14 protein-coding genes, 1 tRNA gene and 1 pseudogene are annotated in these 17917 nt (G+C 40.5%); 8 read left to right on the forward strand and 8 right to left on the reverse strand.

What is annotated here, in order from left to right:
- The first annotated feature begins 142 nt into the window (after positions 1 to 142).
- Together MED121_RS12170 and MED121_RS12175 are read left to right on the forward strand one after the other, a co-directional pair.
- Complete coding sequence (locus MED121_RS12170; protein ID WP_165474622.1) at positions 143 to 2938, forward strand: PAS domain S-box protein; 2796 nt, start codon at positions 143 to 145, stop codon at positions 2936 to 2938.
- Positions 2916 to 4271: a sigma-54 dependent transcriptional regulator gene (locus tag MED121_RS12175; RefSeq protein ID WP_009834003.1), complete on the forward strand. Its 1356-nt coding sequence runs from the start codon at positions 2916 to 2918 to the stop codon at positions 4269 to 4271. The genes MED121_RS12170 and MED121_RS12175 overlap by 23 nt, the downstream gene beginning before the upstream one ends.
- A 179-nt stretch (positions 4272 to 4450) precedes the next feature.
- Here MED121_RS12175 and MED121_RS12180 read toward each other — a convergent pair whose 3' ends face one another.
- On the reverse strand, positions 4451 to 5287 hold the full coding sequence (locus MED121_RS12180) for an ergot alkaloid biosynthesis protein (protein WP_036180422.1): 837 nt from the start codon (positions 5285 to 5287) through the stop codon (positions 4451 to 4453).
- 1 nt (position 5288) lies between these two features.
- A complete protein-coding gene (locus MED121_RS12185) occupies positions 5289 to 5738 on the reverse strand; it encodes a nuclear transport factor 2 family protein (RefSeq protein ID WP_009834005.1) in 450 nt (149 codons plus the stop codon).
- Between the two features lie 69 nt (positions 5739 to 5807).
- Here MED121_RS12185 and MED121_RS12190 point away from each other — a divergent pair, with 69 nt between their 5' ends.
- The 5 genes from MED121_RS12190 to MED121_RS12210 all read left to right on the forward strand — a co-directional run bounded on the left by MED121_RS12190 (position 5808) and on the right by MED121_RS12210 (position 8648).
- Complete coding sequence (locus MED121_RS12190) at positions 5808 to 6416, forward strand: TetR/AcrR family transcriptional regulator (RefSeq protein WP_009834006.1); 609 nt, start codon at positions 5808 to 5810, stop codon at positions 6414 to 6416.
- A 301-nt stretch (positions 6417 to 6717) separates the two neighbouring features.
- Positions 6718 to 7170: a helix-turn-helix domain-containing protein gene (locus MED121_RS12195; protein ID WP_036180426.1), complete on the forward strand. Its 453-nt coding sequence runs from the start codon at positions 6718 to 6720 to the stop codon at positions 7168 to 7170.
- On the forward strand, positions 7170 to 7739 hold the full coding sequence (locus MED121_RS12200; RefSeq protein WP_009834008.1) for a PIN domain-containing protein: 570 nt from the start codon (positions 7170 to 7172) through the stop codon (positions 7737 to 7739). The genes MED121_RS12195 and MED121_RS12200 overlap by 1 nt, the downstream gene beginning before the upstream one ends.
- Positions 7740 to 7775: 36 nt before the next feature.
- Entirely contained in the window at positions 7776 to 8297 is a 522-nt protein-coding gene (locus MED121_RS12205) for a hypothetical protein (RefSeq protein ID WP_009834009.1), read from the forward strand.
- Positions 8298 to 8381: 84 nt separating this feature from the next.
- Positions 8382 to 8648 carry a hypothetical protein gene (locus MED121_RS12210; protein WP_009834010.1) on the forward strand — a complete coding sequence of 89 codons (267 nt, stop codon included), beginning with the start codon at positions 8382 to 8384 and terminating at the stop codon, positions 8646 to 8648.
- Between the two features lie 238 nt (positions 8649 to 8886).
- Here the strand turns inward: MED121_RS12210 and MED121_RS24070 are convergent, their stop codons facing one another.
- The 5 genes from MED121_RS24070 to MED121_RS23735 form a co-directional block, all read right to left on the reverse strand.
- Complete coding sequence (locus MED121_RS24070) at positions 8887 to 9084, reverse strand: hypothetical protein (RefSeq protein ID WP_278043829.1); 198 nt, start codon at positions 9082 to 9084, stop codon at positions 8887 to 8889.
- Positions 9085 to 9234: 150 nt separating this feature from the next.
- Positions 9235 to 9311 (reverse strand) — tRNA-Arg (locus MED121_RS12215).
- A 199-nt stretch (positions 9312 to 9510) separates the two neighbouring features.
- The gene (gene trxC, locus MED121_RS12220) at positions 9511 to 9948 is read right to left on the reverse strand and encodes a thioredoxin TrxC (protein ID WP_009834012.1); all 438 of its coding nucleotides are present in this window, start codon (positions 9946 to 9948) and stop codon (positions 9511 to 9513) included.
- 89 nt (positions 9949 to 10037) lie between these two features.
- Positions 10038 to 12887 (reverse strand): EAL domain-containing protein, encoded by a 2850-nt coding sequence (locus tag MED121_RS12225; protein ID WP_009834013.1) that lies wholly within the window; start codon positions 12885 to 12887, stop codon positions 10038 to 10040.
- A gap of 183 nt (positions 12888 to 13070) precedes the next feature.
- Positions 13071 to 15815: an EAL domain-containing protein gene (locus MED121_RS23735; RefSeq protein ID WP_009834014.1), complete on the reverse strand. Its 2745-nt coding sequence runs from the start codon at positions 15813 to 15815 to the stop codon at positions 13071 to 13073.
- Positions 15816 to 16129: 314 nt separating this feature from the next.
- Between MED121_RS23735 and MED121_RS12235 the strand changes: the two genes are divergently transcribed.
- Positions 16130 to 16576 carry a cytochrome c5 family protein gene (locus MED121_RS12235; RefSeq protein WP_242603205.1) on the forward strand — a complete coding sequence of 149 codons (447 nt, stop codon included), beginning with the start codon at positions 16130 to 16132 and terminating at the stop codon, positions 16574 to 16576.
- Positions 16577 to 16789: 213 nt separating this feature from the next.
- On the opposite strand, the pseudogene dnaJ reads toward MED121_RS12235, so the two are convergent.
- Positions 16790 to 17910 (reverse strand): annotated as a pseudogene (gene dnaJ / locus MED121_RS12240) (molecular chaperone DnaJ).
- Positions 17911 to 17917: the final 7 nt, after the last annotated feature.

Genomic DNA, 17917 nt, shown 5'->3' on the forward strand with positions numbered 1-17917 from the left:
GTCGGTCTGAATTCACCTAAACCTTGATGTAAAGCAGAAGCAGTCTTGATTACAAGCTGCTTCTCTTTGCCTAATTTCCATTTCATGTGAAGCTTAAACACTGAAAATAAGAAGGGATATTTTCATCATGTTTAAGCGTTTTATGTATTATATAACTCATGGGTTTAACACAACTCGACACCGGCTTTTCATCCATCACAAAGACCAAAAATCACAATTTATAAAACTCTTTTCATCCATTTTTATTGGCAGCTTTATCATAGGTTTGAGTTTAATCTGCCACTACTATCTAAGCGTCAATAATGAGCAGAGGTATGCTTTACACAAAGAGAAAATCACTGTTGAATTGATTAAACAAACCTTAGCTGAAAACCTCGCTAATATGGCGGCAGATGCCAAAAACTTTGCCTTTATTACCCAGTCTTTAATGGCCTTACCCCAAGCAGATAACAAAACTTCCCTGAATCGATATTTTTTGCAGTTTATTAAAAACCAAAGTGACTACAGCCAAATTCGTTTATTAGATAAAACAGGACAAGAATTGGTAAGGGTCAATCATCAAAATAACAGGTATGAAATCGTCAAAGAAAATGCGCTACAAGATAAATCGCATCGCTATTATTTTCAGAAAAGCCTGCAACTCGCCCCAGGCCAAGTTTATATCTCTCCCTTAGATCAAAATATGGAAGAAGGTCAGGTTGAGCAGCCGACAACACCCACCATTAGATTGAGTGCGCCGGTTTATCATCAAGGACAAGTATTAGGGGTCATTGTCTTAAACTACCCTGCACTGCCACTAATTAAGCAGCTCTTACGCCTTTCTCCTTATTTTTTAAATCAGCTTTATATTGTTAATAATGAAGCGACGGCGATAATCCAGCCGCTAAATCAAACTGACGTTAATGCAGACTCTAAGCTACTTTTAAATCAAGAAATAAAGTCAAATCAAGAGATAAAGCCGAATCAATTAAGTTTTATCGATATCAATGGCGCCAAAAATGCGTTTAAGTTTGACACCAAAAACACACCGCCTAAACCCATTCAAGCCCTCATAAGACAACATAAAAAGGGTCACCTAGCTAACTCAGACGCCTACCTCACTTTGGCCTCCAGTTTAGCGCCAGATAATTCACACTGGCATGTGGTTTCATCCTTTTCAAAGCGCTACTTTACCCAGATTCGAACAGCATTTTTTCAGCAATATTGGGTGTTTTATGCACTTCTGTATTTATTCATGGTTTTAGTCTGTTGTTATCGCTCAATTAATCAAAATCGCCAGCAAAAATATGCCCAACAAAGGGCCTATGAACAACAGTTTCGACAGATACTCGAGCAAATAAAATTACTGGCGGTAAGTTTGAATCACAAAGGGGGAGTCGTTTTTTGCAATGACCTTTTTATACAGCGTATGGGGTATCAAAAAGAGCAAATCATAGGTCAGAGTTGGGTGGATCTTTTTATTCCAACAGAGCTTAAGGAGCAAGTAACAATAGCCTTGCAGCAGACCTTAGAGCAAGGGCAAAACCAAACAAGTTTTAAAGATGTTATTCAGGACAAATCAGGCCAGATCCATCTCGTCACTTGGACTTCAACCTTCTTAAAAAAGGCCCCTAGAACACAAGATAAACTGAATAACGAACAGCTTGGTGTCCTAACCTTTGTTGGTGAAGACATCACCCAGCAGGCGCAAACCCAAGCCCAACTGCAGCAGTTAAATCATGCGGTTGAACAAAGCCAAAATAGCATCATGATCACGGATTTAAATGGCAAAATTATCTATGTTAATCCAACCTTTTGTGAAGTAACCGCCTATCAGGAAGAAGAAGTGTTAGGCAAAAGCCCTAAGTTTTTACAGTCTGGCGAGCTAAAACAAGATGATTATCAAGCAATGTGGCAAGCCCTCTTAAGAGGGCACGAATGGCGGGGGGAATTACATAATAAGCGCAAAGACGGCTCTCTTTTCTGGGAAAGAGCTGTTATTTCACCCGTAAAAGATGTGGACGGTAAGAACCTTTATTATGTCGGGGTTAAGCAGGATATCAGCCATGAAAAGCAGTTGGCTCAAGCGTTAGAAAATGAAACTAAAAAGACCTTACAGCATGAGAAGTTAGCCGCCATTGGTAAGGTTGTTAGCATGATAGCCCATGATCTGAGAAACCCCCTTAGCTCAATCAAAATGGTATTGCAGATCTACCAGAGAAAGAATCAAGATGAGCTATGCCAAATATCCCTTCAGCAAGTTGCCTATATGGAAGCCATATTGGCAGACTTGCTCACCTATTCAAAGCCCGAAAAGCAGCAGGCTCAATGGCTAGATTTTAATAAGTTTGTGAATCAGGTACTCATGTCACAAGAGCGTCTAGCCAACGAGAACAAGGTCAGCATAGAACTTAACTTGGCACCTAATTTACCGACACTCTTCGCGGATCCAACCAAATTAAAACAAGCCCTACAAAATATTCTGACAAATGCGATCCAAGCAGCCTCCAGCTGTCAGCAACAACGCCAGAAAAAGGTCAGAATTGAGAGCCATTTGTTGTTACTTAATGGGCCCATTTATGAGCTTGAAGAAACTCTCATTGATCAGGTAAGGGATTCCAACTTAACTAGGTTAGGCATTACCAGACAAGGCCAAGGCAAGCAGGCTTATCTTATGCTTAGCATCTTTAACACAGGCATTCCGATAGATAACTCATTGATTAAAAAAGCGTTTGAACCTTTTTTTACTACAAAGGCCAGCGGTACTGGGTTGGGACTCGCCATTGTAAAACGCATTCTCGACCTGCATGAAGGTTTAATTAAGATCAGACCCATTAACCAACAAAACGATATAAACCTTAGGGGAACACAAGTTTGCATTGCCCTTCCCACCCAGATGACACAAGTCCATTTACCCAATTCAAAGCAGGAAGAATATGAGCAAGTTACTCATATGTGATGACGATAAGGGCATCAGACGCACCTTACAGCTTCATTTAGAATCTCAAGGACACCAGGTTGAAACGGCTGCGGACGCGGAAAGCGGCATTCGCCTTGCCCAAGGCTATCAACCCGATATCATCATCTTGGATATTTGTATGCAAGGCCTATCTGGAATAGACGCCCTACCTCGCTTTAAAGCCATTAGTCCAAATAGCCGCATCATTATGATTACTGCCTTTCAGGACATGCAAAGTACGATCAGTGCGATGCAAAATGGCGCAGATGAATATTTACATAAACCCATAGACCTCGATGAGTTTGATCAAGCAATTGCAACGGCGTTAGCGCAACACCTTGCTGTGCAAAATCAAGACAGCCTTGATACTTTATGTGTGCCAGATACCTTTGGTAATTCTATGGTGGGTGCTTCTAATGCGATGAAACAGGTCTATAAAACCATAGGTCGAATAGCGCATACCAAGGCCAGTGTCTTAATCACAGGGGAGTCAGGTACAGGTAAAGAAATGGTGGCCCGCGCCATTCATCAAGCAGGTATGCCAGCACAAGCCCCTTTTGTGGCGCTTAACTGTGCCGCTTTGGTAGATAACCTATTAGAGTCCGAGCTTTTTGGCCATAAAAAAGGTGCTTTTACGGGGGCGGTTTCAGACCAAGCAGGTAAGTTTGCATTAGCCCAAGGCGGTACCTTATTTTTAGATGAAGTGGGAGAATTGTCAGCACAAATTCAGGCCAAACTATTACGAGTACTGCAAGAGAAAACCTACACGCCACTTGGTAGTAAAACCGAATACAAAGCCGATGTACGCATTATTTCCGCCACTAATTTGAACTTCGAGCAGGCCATCAAAGAGAAGCGTTTTAGAGAAGATTTATACTACCGCCTACAAGTGGTACAAATTGAATTGCCTTCCTTACTTGAGCGCAAAGAAGATCTAAAAGAGCTTGTGCCCGCCCTGTTATATCGAGCCAACAAAGAGCTAGGCACAAAAATAAGCAAGATTACCAAAAGTGCCATGGATCTACTGATGGATTATCACTGGCCAGGTAATGTGCGTGAATTAGAAAACACCCTTATCAAGGCAGTTGCCCTTTGTCCAAGCGCCCTTCTTACCGAAGACTTGTTTGCTGATATAAAAAATAAACTTGATACCCAAGCGAAAGACGAAGCCTATCAAGTACAACCGCACAAACAAGACAGCAGTCTGCAACAAATTGAATACACTCATGTTAAACAGGTACTCTCTCAAGTAAACAATCACAAGGGAAAGGCATGCGAGATACTGCAAATCAGCCGACCCAGATTACAGCGCATTTTAGAACGAGAAGAATAATCAGATTAAACCGCTTTATTTAAAAGACAAAACAAAGCGGCTTAGAATACCATCCTCAAAGAAACGGAATAAAAAAAGAAAGAGAAAAAAATGTTTGAGAAGCAAAAGAGGTGCGAGATCACACCTCTTTTGTGTATTGAGCGAATCCGCCCCAAAGGCTTATTCGTATAGTTAAGAGGCTATAACCAAGCCTTAACTGCTGATTTGGCAAAGATATTAAAACGGGTAGGCGCGATTTGGGTCATATTCACAACCTCTTCACTAATCATATCCTCAGATCCTTTAGAGATAGCCGTATCCATTTTTGCTAATGCTTGGGCGTAAATGTCTTCCATTCCAGACTCGACAAAGCGAGTGATCAGTTCTTGCTCAGATAGTTTTACATGCTTGACTTGCCGACCAATGACTTGAGTTAGAATATTGGCAACCTCATCATAGCTGATAGATTGAGGCCCAGTTAAGATCAAGTCACGATTGAGAATGTCATCCCCTATTAAGGCTTCAACAGCCACATTAGCAATATCATTTACATCAATAAAAGGCACCTTGCCATTGTCTGTTGCTGAGTAGAAACAGCCTGAATCTTTAATCGTATGAAGGTGCTGTTGTTCAGAAAAGTTTTGCATAAACCAGGTTGGTCTTAATACTGCCCATTCAGGCGCAACCTGCTCAAGATAAGCATGAACTGCCCCCATCATGACACCCCCTTTTGGCAAGGAAGATGCACTTAGCAAGACAAACCGTTTAACCCCATGCGCTAGCATGTAATCAATAAAAGGTTTCATGGCATTTAATGGCTCTGCATCATTAGCAGGTGCTAGCAAGTAGACGCTCTTCACCCCTTCTACCGCAGCGGCAAACGTCGCTTTATCGTACCAACTAAATTGCACACTTTGCGCCCCTTCTAAGGCCTTATTTGAACGAGAGGCAACTCGTACATCTTGATCTAAGGCGATAAGACGTTTCGCAATTCTACTGCCTGTTTTACCCGATCCACCTGTGATTAAAATTGTCATATCAAACTCCTGAGTCATCACTTAATTCGCTTAAATCACCTAATGCTGAGGCGATAATGAGTGGGTTCCAATAATCTTGATAACGCTTAATCTTGCCTTGCTCCAAGGTGATGACAGAGATGTAACTTTGATCATAGGGGTTGCCCGTTTTTGTTCCCCTGCCTTGACAGGTAAACTCAATAATGACGGTGTTTTCATTTAAAGTATGGTGTACCAAAGGCTCACTCATTGCTCCAAATTCAATCAGACTTGCCACCTTTTGCAGGTACTTTTCCAGAGCAATTCGCCCTTGAATGCGTTTGATACAGCCCTCATGGGCATAAGGGAATTCCATTTCAATATCATCAGATACCATCTCTAAAAAGCGATTAGCTTGTGGGTCCAACTTGTTCCCCAAGGCCAGTTTTAGCATGGTTGAAAAGCCATCTATGACTTGCTCAGCGTGTTTCATTTTATTCCCCTTGCATTACGTCGGAACGATTGCGTATCATTGGTTTGAATTAACTATAGTGAAAATACGATGGAACGCAATAGTATCGACGAAAAAAAACGCAAACTAAGTGGTGCCGCCCTAAAACAAGAGTCGGTGACTTTGGCTATTGAAAAAGCCTTATTCGAAGAGTGGGTTGAAAAAGGCTACGCCTCAATCTCCCTTGAGTCCGTGGCCAAAAGGGCCGGTGTTGGCAAAGCTGCTATCTATCGACGCTGGCCCTCTAAGTTCGAGCTGGTCACTGAGCTAGTCAATAAAACCGGGGCAGACCTTATCTTTATCCCTGACACGGGCAGATTAAAAGAAGATATTTTTCAATTACTTAAACAACTGAGACGTGTATTAAGACATAGATTAATCAAGCGTATTCTGCCAGACCTTCATGCTGAAATGGGGCGTAATTCAGCACTCGCTCAAGCCATTAGGAGCAAGCTTCAAATACAAAGAAGGCAAAGTGGTGAAATACTGATAAAAAGAGCGATAGAACGAAAAGAAATCAGCCCAGACACCAATGTCGAAATGATTTTAGACCTGATTGGCAGCATGATTTACTGGCGCATGATAATTACTAAAAATCGCGCAGATAGCCAATATTTACATGAGCTGACTGAGTTAATTCTAAAAGTCTTAAAAAAGTAAAAGGTGACTCATAATGGCACGCCCGAGAGGATTCGAACCTATTTTAATGAGTAACAGAGTGGTAGAGAGTGCTATTTATCTAGGTTGTATGATAAATAGCACCACAATAACACACTGTTCTGCATAGTGATGTAGGCAGAATGTAGTCAGCAATCAGAAAAGAAATTTTTTCAATTGATTAATTCATTTTCGAATATTTCGAATAAATAATTTATTAGACTTGACATAATTTCGAATATTTCGAATAATGAATGAGTTGACGGACTCGTCAACTCATTTATGCGAAGAAATTGGAGAAAAAATGAATACCTCAACTCACATCCCTAGCCCTCATGAAGCAGCTTTAGCAAAATTATGTAGCCAAGAGCTTGCAGGCGTTTTGGAAACAAATGGCGAAGGGCAATCTTTCACATTCAAAGATAAGTCTGGTGATACGCATGATATCACTTTGCCCAAAGCTGCGTTGGAGCTTTTTATTGAGGTTCTTACTCAACTGGGTAATGGTAACATTGTTCAAATTGCACCAATCCATGCTGAACTTACTACTCAACAAGCAGCTAATATACTAAATATGTCACGACCTACATTTATTAAGTTACTTGACGAAGGAATTATCCCTTTCTCCCGTTCAGGGAATCGAAGGAAAGTGTCTTATGCTGATGTAAACGAATATAAAGAAAATTTACAGCAACAAAGAGTAGAAAGCTTAGATTCTCTTTCTGAATTAGATCAAGAACTAGATATGGGGTATTAATGAACTCATATACCGTTATTTTAGATGCTTGCGTTCTATACCCCGCGCCTTTAAGAAGCTATTTAATGTACTTATCAAATACCGGTCTTTTCAGAGCTAGATGGACAAATGAAATTCATGAAGAATGGATTAGAAACCTATTAAAAAATAACCCAAGCATTGAAGCTGAAAAGCTGGAAAAAGTTCGTATATTAATGGATCAAAATGTCCCCGATGCTCTTGTTAATGGATACGAGTCTCTAATTGATGGGATGGAATTACCAGATGAAAATGATCGTCATGTATTAGCTGCAGCCATTAAAGGTAATGCAGAAGGTATTATTACCTTTAATTTAAAGGACTTTCCAGAAGACGCTTTATCTCGATACGGCGTTAGCGCAATTCATCCAGATGAATTTTTGTCAGATATGTTTGAACTAGATCCAGCTAAATGCTTACAAGCGGCACAACAACAAAGACGGTCTTTAAGAAATCCGCCTTTTAGCTCTGAGGAATATTTGAACTGTTTACTAAAGCAGAAACTACCCTCATTTGTAAAGCACTTAAGAACTATGGCGTTTGCCTTGTAACTTTTTTAATTGATAACAGTATAAAATGGAGTTGAAATGAAATATTGGATTAGTGCTTTGTTATTCATTAGCAACCTTACATTTGCAGCAGCTGCACAGGAACAGGATTTTTCAGGCAAGCAGCAATGGCTGAGAAGCTCAACTGACTATTATCAGTTTTGGTCTTCTAATCAGGGTAAAGAAGATATAGATGCGACTTTTGGCGCTTCATTAAACAACCTAAATCCAAAAGGTAAATCGTATTTCGCAATATTAATTAGAAAAGCAATAGAGTGTAATAAAGAGTCTGTAGGGCCTATAAGTACCCCAAATAAGATTTTATACTTTAATAGCAATGCTATTAACTTCTCTAGTATGTGTAACGGACAATCCTTACAGCTTTCACCGTCGAACTCAAATGGTAAAGAAAAAGTGTTTGAAATTTTTAGACAAAATAAACAAAGTATTTCAATTGTTGAAAGACGGGCAAACACAGAAGATTTAATAATTACATTGCCGTCTCAAAAATTTCGAGGCTTCCATAATGAAGTAATAACAGCAGTAAAGGCTGCAATTTAAATCGACTATATTAGGCCTCAAAAAGTTTGTGCATGATCTATTTAAGGTCTAATTGAAACTTGATATATCAAGGAAAAATTTAGAGTGACAACAAAAACAGAACAAGGAAATCTAAAAATTATTTACGGTTTTGATGATACTGTAATACTTGAGATAGGGAACTCTAATGGTACAAAAGTTTGCAGTCTTAAACTTACTGAGGCAGAGTTTAAGTCAGCTTTAATTAATGGTGAATCTAAAGCTGCTATTCAATATCTGCAATACCCTATTAAGCATAAGTTTGAAGCCTCTGATTCAGATGTTTCAGATGCGTTGAAATTTATGGACCAAGATTTTGAAGAAGAATTTTAACGGGGGATTAAGAGTTAGCTTGAATGCTTTTTATCAAAAGCAGTTAAGTAAGAGTATTTTAAAAATGTAGCTTAATGGTTGTGGTGCAGAGTGCGCTCCACGTAAATAAAAGAAACACTCGTGCTGAATGTTTGTGGTGGTAGGGTAGCCCCACGTAAAACTCTAAAATATCCTATGAATGCTCATTTATTTTGTACCCCAACCCAAGGCCACGCTTCGTGCAGCCATTGGGCAGGGCTTACAAAATTTGCGTCTTAATCAATACGGTTAGCTCTCGTTGAACGGTTTCTTTACTCTCAGATCGAAATAAACGACCAATAAAGGGCAAGTCTTTAAGCATGGGGACGCCTGACTCTGATTGTCTTGTCTCTTCTGATACCAACCCACCTAAGGCCATCGTTTCACCGTCCATCATCTTAGCTACTATTGAAATCAACGACTTATAAGTTATTGCTCAAAATCTAAGCACATTAAAAAGATGGGAAACCTTCAGAAATAGTGTAGGAAAAAAGTAGTCATTAGAAGGTTAAACAACAGAAAAATTTATATAAAATATATAAAAATCAAAGACTTAAAATTAAAATCATGGCACGCCCGAGAGGATTCGAACCTCCGGCCTTCGCCTCCGGAGGGCGACGCTCTATCCAGCTGAGCTACGGGCGCATGGTGAAGCTAAGTCACTGTATGAGACTCAGCTTAAGTGCAGGGTATTTTAATGAAATATCTAATAGATACCAGCACTTATTCAGCCATTTCTCAAATGAGTGGCGGCTTTTTAAAAGTACCATGCATTTGGCATCACTTTAACATTCCATTCAGTTTTTAGTGGCAATTTGCACCGGTTTTTTAACGGGTATCGCAGCTAACCTGTATAGCTTCGAGTCCACTTAATAATGTCTGCTGCACCCATGGCGCCAGAATGGCGGGCAATTTCTTTACCGCCTTTAAAGATAATGAGTGTTGGAATGCTGCGAATATTAAGCTGGCCACCCAATTGTTGCTCTGCTTCCGTATTCACTTTCGCGAGCCGAACTTGAGGCTCTAATTGACCTGCAGCCTGTTCAAATTGTGGCCCCATCATTTTACAAGGGCCACACCAAGGCGCCCAAAAATCCACTAATACTGGCACATCATTTCGTTGCAGATGTTTTTGATAATTCGCGGCGGTGAGATCAATCGGTTTAGCATTAAAAAGGGGCGATTGGCATTTGCCGCATTTTGGTGAGTCAGTCAGGCGTGTACTTGGAATACGGTTTACAGCTAAACAAGCCTGGCAAACAAGGTGGGTGGATTCAGACATGGTGAGTTCCGTCGTATTAGATTTTTTAAGGTACAAATTAGAAGGTGATTAATGCTTAAAGTTCCATTGAAGGCTTATTCGCAGGCGCTTTAATCAATCACCTCTTCAAGCTGCTTGGATTGATTCGGTATCTCTTCAACCACTAGCGCCATATTTTCTTGGCATGGGGTATCCAGTGGGTAGGCCAGTAAGAATTTAGTATCAAACTCACTCAGTGCCTTAGGTTTTGAAAAGAAATACCCTTGCATATTAGGACAGCCCATATCCGCTAATTGATTAACCTGATGCTCACTTTCAATACCTTCGGCAACAATATGAAGGTCTAAGTCCTTCGCCATGGCGACTATGTTTTTCAGTAGCAGTCTGTCCCTTTCACTGTCATCAAATCGCGCAATAAAGCTTTGGTCAATTTTTAAGATATCAATTGGCATACGAGCAATGTGGCTCAAGCTTGAGAAGCCTGTCCCAAAGTCATCTAGAGCAATGCGATAACCCGCTTTACGCAGTCGATAAATTCGATCTACAGAGGCATCATTAATTAATACATTCTCGGTGACTTCTAAAATGAGGTTATTCATCAAACTCGGTTTTTGCTGCGCTAATGCCACCAGCTCATTCGTTAATGCCGAATTATCTAGCTGATGGGGCGATAAATTAACATTGATGCAAACATCATCACCAAAGATACTTTTAACATGTTCAAGGTCTGTCAGAGCCTGCTTAATAACCCAAAGACCAATTTGGTTAATTAGCCCCATTTCTTCAGCGACTTTAATAAACTTATCTGGACCAACCCAACCTTTAGAAGCAGATTGCCAACGAATCAAAGCCTCCACACTCATAATACGTTTCTGTTCTGGATTCACCACAGGTTGGTAATTTAAGCTGAACTCATTATGTTCGTAGGCATAACGTAGGGCACTTTCCATTTCATACCTTTCCACCCCTTGGTTTTCCATTTCAGGGCGATAGCACACGCAATCTGTCGCTTGTTTACGCTTGGCTTCATACATAGCCAAATCGGCACGCTTGATTAGAGTAAGGGTATCCGTACCGTCTTTTGGATAAACCGCGATGCCAGCACTGGCGGCACAATGAAAATCACGATTTTGAATACGAATGGAGGCAAAAATTTCCTTATGCAAAAAATTAATACGGGATAATAATTGGTTACCAGGAATAAAGAGTAAAAACTCATCCCCACCAAAACGCGCTAATCGCTCATTAGGTTCTAGTAAAGATCCCATACGTTCAGATAAACCGATCAGCAAGGCATCACCGACATCATGACCAAAGGTATCATTAATCAGTTTAAAGCCATTTAAATCGAACAGGACTAGGTAAAATTGATCGACATGATGCGCCTTAATGGACTCTTCAACAGACTCCATGGCAGAGTAACGGTTAGGTAACTTAGTTAACCAGTCATGACTTGCACGCTCAGAAAGAGAACGTTTTACATTTTCTTGTTCGGTGGCATCTTCAATCACAGCAACCCACTTAGTAATAGAGGCTTGGGATTCTACTCGGGTTAAATGCCACTTATAAAACAGCTCTTCTGGCTCTTGTTGTCGTCCCCTAAGACTTTTCGTCACCAAGATAAAATCTTCATCTTCATTGGCTTCAAAACGATCTAATAAGGGCTGAAAATCGTTACATTGTCGACTGCCCGCACACATAGCAAGCGCGCTTAAATGCTGATGCTGAATCTGCTCTTCAGGCACTTGAAAAAACGTCTGGCAGCGCTGTGAGTAAGACAAGATATTAATATTTTGGTCAAATTCAATAATGCCTACTGAGGCACTATTTAAGATAAGATCTTGCTTTTGATAAGCCAAAATCAATTGCTGCTCGGTAACGGATAAATGCTTAGCAGTATTTTTTTGTTGGTTAAGAATCTGACGAATACTGTCATCAAGCTGATGAATAGAAAGCTGCTTGCCAGGCTCAATATTCTTATTAGAAAACTCAGCCAATAAACTGGCCATGGGATTCATAATAATAAAACGCGCAAAGGTCCATAACAAAAAGATAGATAAGGTTAACGCCACTAAAATAAGCACTATGTCGCTACGTAAATTTGTTAACGCTGTTTGATAACCTTTTTCACTTGGTAGCGCGACCCAAAAAGTTAGGGATAGGTCCGAGGTTTCATTTCCTCGAATAAGATTTCGATGAGCAAAAATATAATGTTTATCATTCAAGCTCACACTGTTTAATTCACTTTCTTCCGCTGGGTTTGCACCATAATGCCCTAGCGTAAACTGGCTTCCCTCTTTTGGCGCCAACTCACCATAACTTGCCATTACCTGATTATTTTCATCCGTGATGAAGGCTAGCACTTCAGCATTTTCACCTGTCCCTTTTACCCCTTCAAATTCAATCAAACTTTCTTGCCACCAAGAAAATGGCATATTCCCCACAGCAACCCCTAATAAAGAGTGTGTTTTAGGGTCTTCAACGGGATACGCCATATGTACATGCAATTCACCATCATGGACGCTGCGCGAAAGGTTACTAATCGCAAGGTTGCGATACTTAATCGCATTTTGAAAGTAACTATCATTGATCGAAAGGTGCATTGCTTCCCCATTACTGGCACTACAGATAAGCTCTCCATCTGGTGTAGGTATCCCTATGCTGGAGAACATAGGAACCAAATGCAGCTGCCTTTCTAATAAGGTTTTACAACCTGAATAATGAGGGTTTTGAATTTCAGAAAACTGGCTAAGCTCACTTAAAAAGTACTTAGCTTGTTTAATTTTTGCAGTCTGTTGCAAAATAAGTTGATCAGCAAAGAAGTTAGCGTCTCGGTTGAGGGTGTCTAAATGGTCTTGATAAGTCCGCCACACATTATGGAAAGAAAGAATCACCCCAGGTAAAACGCAAACAAATAATGCGAGTAATATTTTTTTACCTACCTTAGAGTTTAGCTGCACTTATTTGGACTCCCTACCGTAAAAAAGACGCTTAGCATTAGCAAAAATAACAGTCTTACATCCGGTAAAGCTAAAACAGAATAAGCTCAACCAGGATTAAAACTATCAAACTCGCTGCGACTTTAAAACAATAAAAAATAACCAAAAACGCAATTTTTGCGTCCTTGTGCTAATTGGGGAGTATCAAGCACTGCCTTCTAAGTCATTGTTCTTAGGTTTAAGATTTTCCTTCATGCTCTTCATATCCAGCTCTGCTAAGGGTTTGGGCTTAGCATACAAGTAACCTTGCATATGAAAACAGCCAAATTCTATCAATTGATTGGCTTGCTCTTCATACTCCACACCTTCGGCAATTATTTTTAGTTCAAGGCCTCGAGCCATGGCAATAATATTTTTAAGCAACACAAGGTCACGTTCTGAGTGCTTAGATTGAGCAATAAAACTCTGATCTATTTTAAGGATATCAATCGGCATTCGCGCTATATGACTTAAGCTTGAAAAGCCGGTTCCAAAATCATCCAAAGCAATGCGATAACCTTGTGTTTGCAATTGGGTTAGACAGTGTACGGCTTCTTCATCAACCAAGGTGCTTTCGGTGATTTCTAAGATCAAGGCACTCGCCTTATTATCTTGTTGGGCTAAACTTGTCAGCCTCTCAATTAAAATAACGTCTTTTAGCTGATGGGGAGATAAATTGATATTAATGCTGATGTGCTCGCCATATACCTCCCGCAGTTGCGCTAAATCAGCTAAAACTTGCTCTAATACAAAATGCCCAATCAGATTGATATAACCAGATTCTTCGGCAATGGAAATAAAAAAAGCAGGAGAAATAGTCCCTAAGCTTGATGAATGCCAGCGAATTAAGGCTTCTACACTTAGAATCTCATGATTACTTGGATTCACCACAGGCTGATAGTGCAATTCAAACTCTTCATGGAGTAAGGCATAACGAATAGCACTTTCAATTTCATAGCGTTTTATGACTTTTTTCTCTAGCCCAGTATCATAATAAACACTGTTATTTTTAGGGTCTTGCTTTGCTTCATACATGGCCAAATCTGCACAACGAATCAAGCTAAGCGCATCGGTTCCATCTTTTGGATAAACCGAAATACCAGCACTCGCGCTGCAGTTAAACGTTCGCTTCATTACCTCAATTGGCTCAAAAAAACAGTGCTGTAACAACTGAATTCGATTGATTGCTTGTCGCCTTGGTAAGTAAAGTAAAAATTCGTCGCCCCCTAAGCGTCCGATATGCTCATCATCCAGTAAAAGGCTTTTCATACGTTGAGATAAGGCAATGATAAGCGCATCACCCACATCATGACCAAAACTATCATTAATGAGTTTGAAGCCATTTAAATCAAACAACACCAAGGTAAAGCCATTGTCTGCATCGCGTCTGATAGAATCATCTATCATCTTCATAATGGCATAACGATTCGGCAGCTTAGTTAACCAGTCAGTCGATGCTCTTTCGGCTAAGTTTTCTTGCTTTAGCTGCTGCTCAGTGATGTCTTCAACCACAGCCACCCAGTGAGTATTAGACCCTTCTAAGCGAACGCGACTAATAGCCCATTTAAAGTACAGGGTGTGAGCATCACTGTATTGTGTCATTTTACGATCGGTACGACTGATGACTTCAATAACATCAACATCCTTGGACTGAGTGTCAATGGCTTGGTAAATACATTGAAAGTCATTCACTTGATAAGATTGAGTAAACTCATTTAGCGCTTCTAGATGTTTATTCTTTATGTCTTTTTCCAACACACGATAATAAGACTGGCAACGACGTGTAATGGATAAGATATTAAGGGATTCATCCAGCTCAACAATGCCAACAGACACGCTTTTTAATATCATATCTTGCTTATGATAAGCCTGTATCAGCTCTTGCTCTGTAATAGACAAACTCTGTTTAGTTTGTTGTTGTCTTAGGGCTATTTGGTGAATGCTCTCATTAATGTCCTCTATGCCCAGAATCGTACTTTTGCTCTTATCCTCCACCTCAAACTCATTTAATAGAGAAGAAACAGGCCGAATAAATAAGAACTTTGCGGACAAAATCAAGATCAGCCCAGATACCAATAACCCCACCAAGATGATAACGAGGCTTTTAATAAACTCACTTTGGGCTTGCTCATAAGCTTGCGCCTTAGGCAAGGCCACCCAAAAGACTAAGGACAAATCCTGATTTGCATTGCCTCTTACAAATTGCTTTTTAACTAATACAAACTCTTCTGTAAACGCCTCTTCTGCTTTAAAAGCCTTTCCAATGGGTGGTGATTGTTCGCCAAAACTGGCAATTACCTTGCCGTCTTGATCAGTAATAAAGCTCATGAGATTTTCATATTGAGCATCATCTAAAAGGCTTTGCCACCATGTAAAAGGCAAAACCCCAACCACTAGACGGGTTATCTCACCTGAGTCTTTATCGAACACAGGTTGAGCTAAATTGACACTAAGAGAATGGGTCACCCTATCTTCAATCAGCTTACTAATAGAGAAACTTGATTGCTGAATAGCTTTTTGGATATAAGGTCTGTCTTTTACATTCACCACACGATTTAAAGGCGTTCCATTACAGGTTAATTCGCCTGTTACCAGGGGTGAGCCGATATTGGAAAATAGATCGTTTAACTCAACTTGCTGAGCTAAAAAGTTTTGACAGGTTTGAGTATGACCAGAAAGAATCTCAGGTGTGTTCGCTAAGGACTTTAAATAACTTTCAGCACGATTAATACGCTGGCGTTGTAGGTTCATCATTTGCTCAGCAAAGAAGTCTGTGTCGCCCCTTAGTTTTGATAACTGAGCATTGTAAGTATTCAAAACATTATTAAAGGAAATGAAAAAGCTTGGCAGCAAACACAACAATGCAGCCAATATCACTTTTTGACTTAACTTATTGAATAAAGATGGCATATATCGCCTTTCTACTTCTTAAAACGAAACATGGTTCAGTATTTTTATAACATCGAGCCAAGCTTATGCCTAAGTAATTACCTGTAACAAAAGGTAAGGATGTAAACCTAAAGCATGGAATGATTCTCATTGTTATTAACTATGAGTAATACTTGATACTTCAGACATTTTTCTTTGATATATGACCTCTTTTGGGCAAATCTAATACTGGCTTTATTCCAAGCAGATCAATTTATCGCTATACTTGCCTCCGTTTATGTACCTATAAATACATTATTTCTTAAGTACACTATTTCTGATTGAGGGAAACCATTGTGAGTTTGTTAACCAATTTTCTTAGCCGCAAGGTCTTAGCTTTGCTAAGTGTCGCGACTTTCTCTGCTTTATTAAGTTCCACTGTTAGCGCTTATGGCCAAAGCCCAGAAGAAATTGCAACCCGTATCATGCCGATTGGTCAGGTTTGTATTGCTGGCGAAGAATGTGAAGTTGCTTCTGCAGCAGCTGCAGGTGGTTCTGACGGCCCACGTGATGGTGAATCTATATATGGTACTTTCTGCGTCGCTTGTCACTCTATCGGTGTTGCAGGTGCGCCTAAATTTGGTTCTGCGAGCGATTGGGCACCACGTTTAGCAAAAGGTGAAGCGTCTCTACTAAGCAACGCATTGAACGGTATTAATGCCATGCCTCCACGTGGTACCTGTGCTGACTGTAGCGATGACGAAATCAAAAGTGCAATTGATTACATGTTAGAAAATAACTAGTAAGCAATCACTGAATAAAAAAGGAGGCTTAGGCTTCCTTTTTTATTGACTGATTCTCCCGCCTCCTAAATACAAACCCGCTTGTCATAATCAAAACACTTTCACTACAACTAGACATAAGAAGACTAAAACACCGGATAAACAGACACAAAAAAACCCGCCATCTTAAAGAGTGCGGGTTTTGTTTAAGCTTGCTTCATCAGCAATTAAAGCTTACTTTTTGATGTCATCAAAGAAGTTCTTCACACCATCAAACCAAGACTTTTGTTTAGGCGAATGTGAATCACCATCGGACATTGTCTCTTCAAGCTCTCTTAATAGCTCTTTTTGACGATCTGTCAGCTTAACAGGCGTTTCTACGGTAACGCGACAAATTAAGTCACCTACAGCACCACCACGCACAGGTTTAACACCCTTATTACGTAGACGGAACAACTTACCTGTTTGACACTCAGGTGTGACTTTAAGGCGTACACGGCCATCTAATGTCGGCACATCAATTTCGCCACCTAATGCCGCTGTCGTAAAGCTAATAGGCACATCACAATGCAGGTTGGCACCATCACGCTCAAAAATAGCATGTTGTCTTACCGATACCTGAACAAACAAGTCACCCGCTGGGGCACCATGATCGCCGGCTTCACCTTCACCTGATAGACGAATACGATCACCTGTATCCACACCAGCAGGGATCTTAACTGAAAGCGTCTTGTACTCTTGTACACGGCCTTGACCACGACAGCTAGTACAAGGGTCAGAAATAACCTGACCTTGTCCATGACAGGTAGGACAAGTTTGTTGTACTGAGAAGAAACCTTGCGACATGCGCACTTGGCCTTGACCATTACAGGTCTGACACGTCTTAGTTTAGTCCCTTTCTTAGCACCCGTACCGTCACATGGCTTACAATCTACTAGGGTAGGTATGCGAATCTTTTCTTCACAACCCCAAACCGCTTGTTCTAAATCCAATTCAAGCGTGTATCTTAAGTCAGATCCACGACGGGCACGGCTTCCGCCACCCCCTTGACCGCCAAAAATGTCGCCAAAGACATCACCAAAGATATCACTGAAGCCACCTTGACCACCGCCACCGAATCCACCTTGGCCGCTTACACCTTCATGACCGAAGCGGTCGTAGGCATCACGTTTTTCATCCGTAGATAGGATTTCATAAGCTTCAGCAATCTCTTTAAATTTTTCGAGTGCTTCTTCGTTATCTGGGTTTTTATCTGGGTGGTACTTGTTGGCTAAGGAGCGATATTTTTTCTTAATATCTTTCTTATCTGCGCCACGCTCGACGCCAAGTACCTCATAATAGTCTCTTTTGCTCATAGCAGGA

The sequence above is a fragment of the Marinomonas sp. MED121 genome (assembly GCF_000153025.1).
Lineage (GTDB): Bacteria > Pseudomonadota > Gammaproteobacteria > Pseudomonadales > Marinomonadaceae > Marinomonas.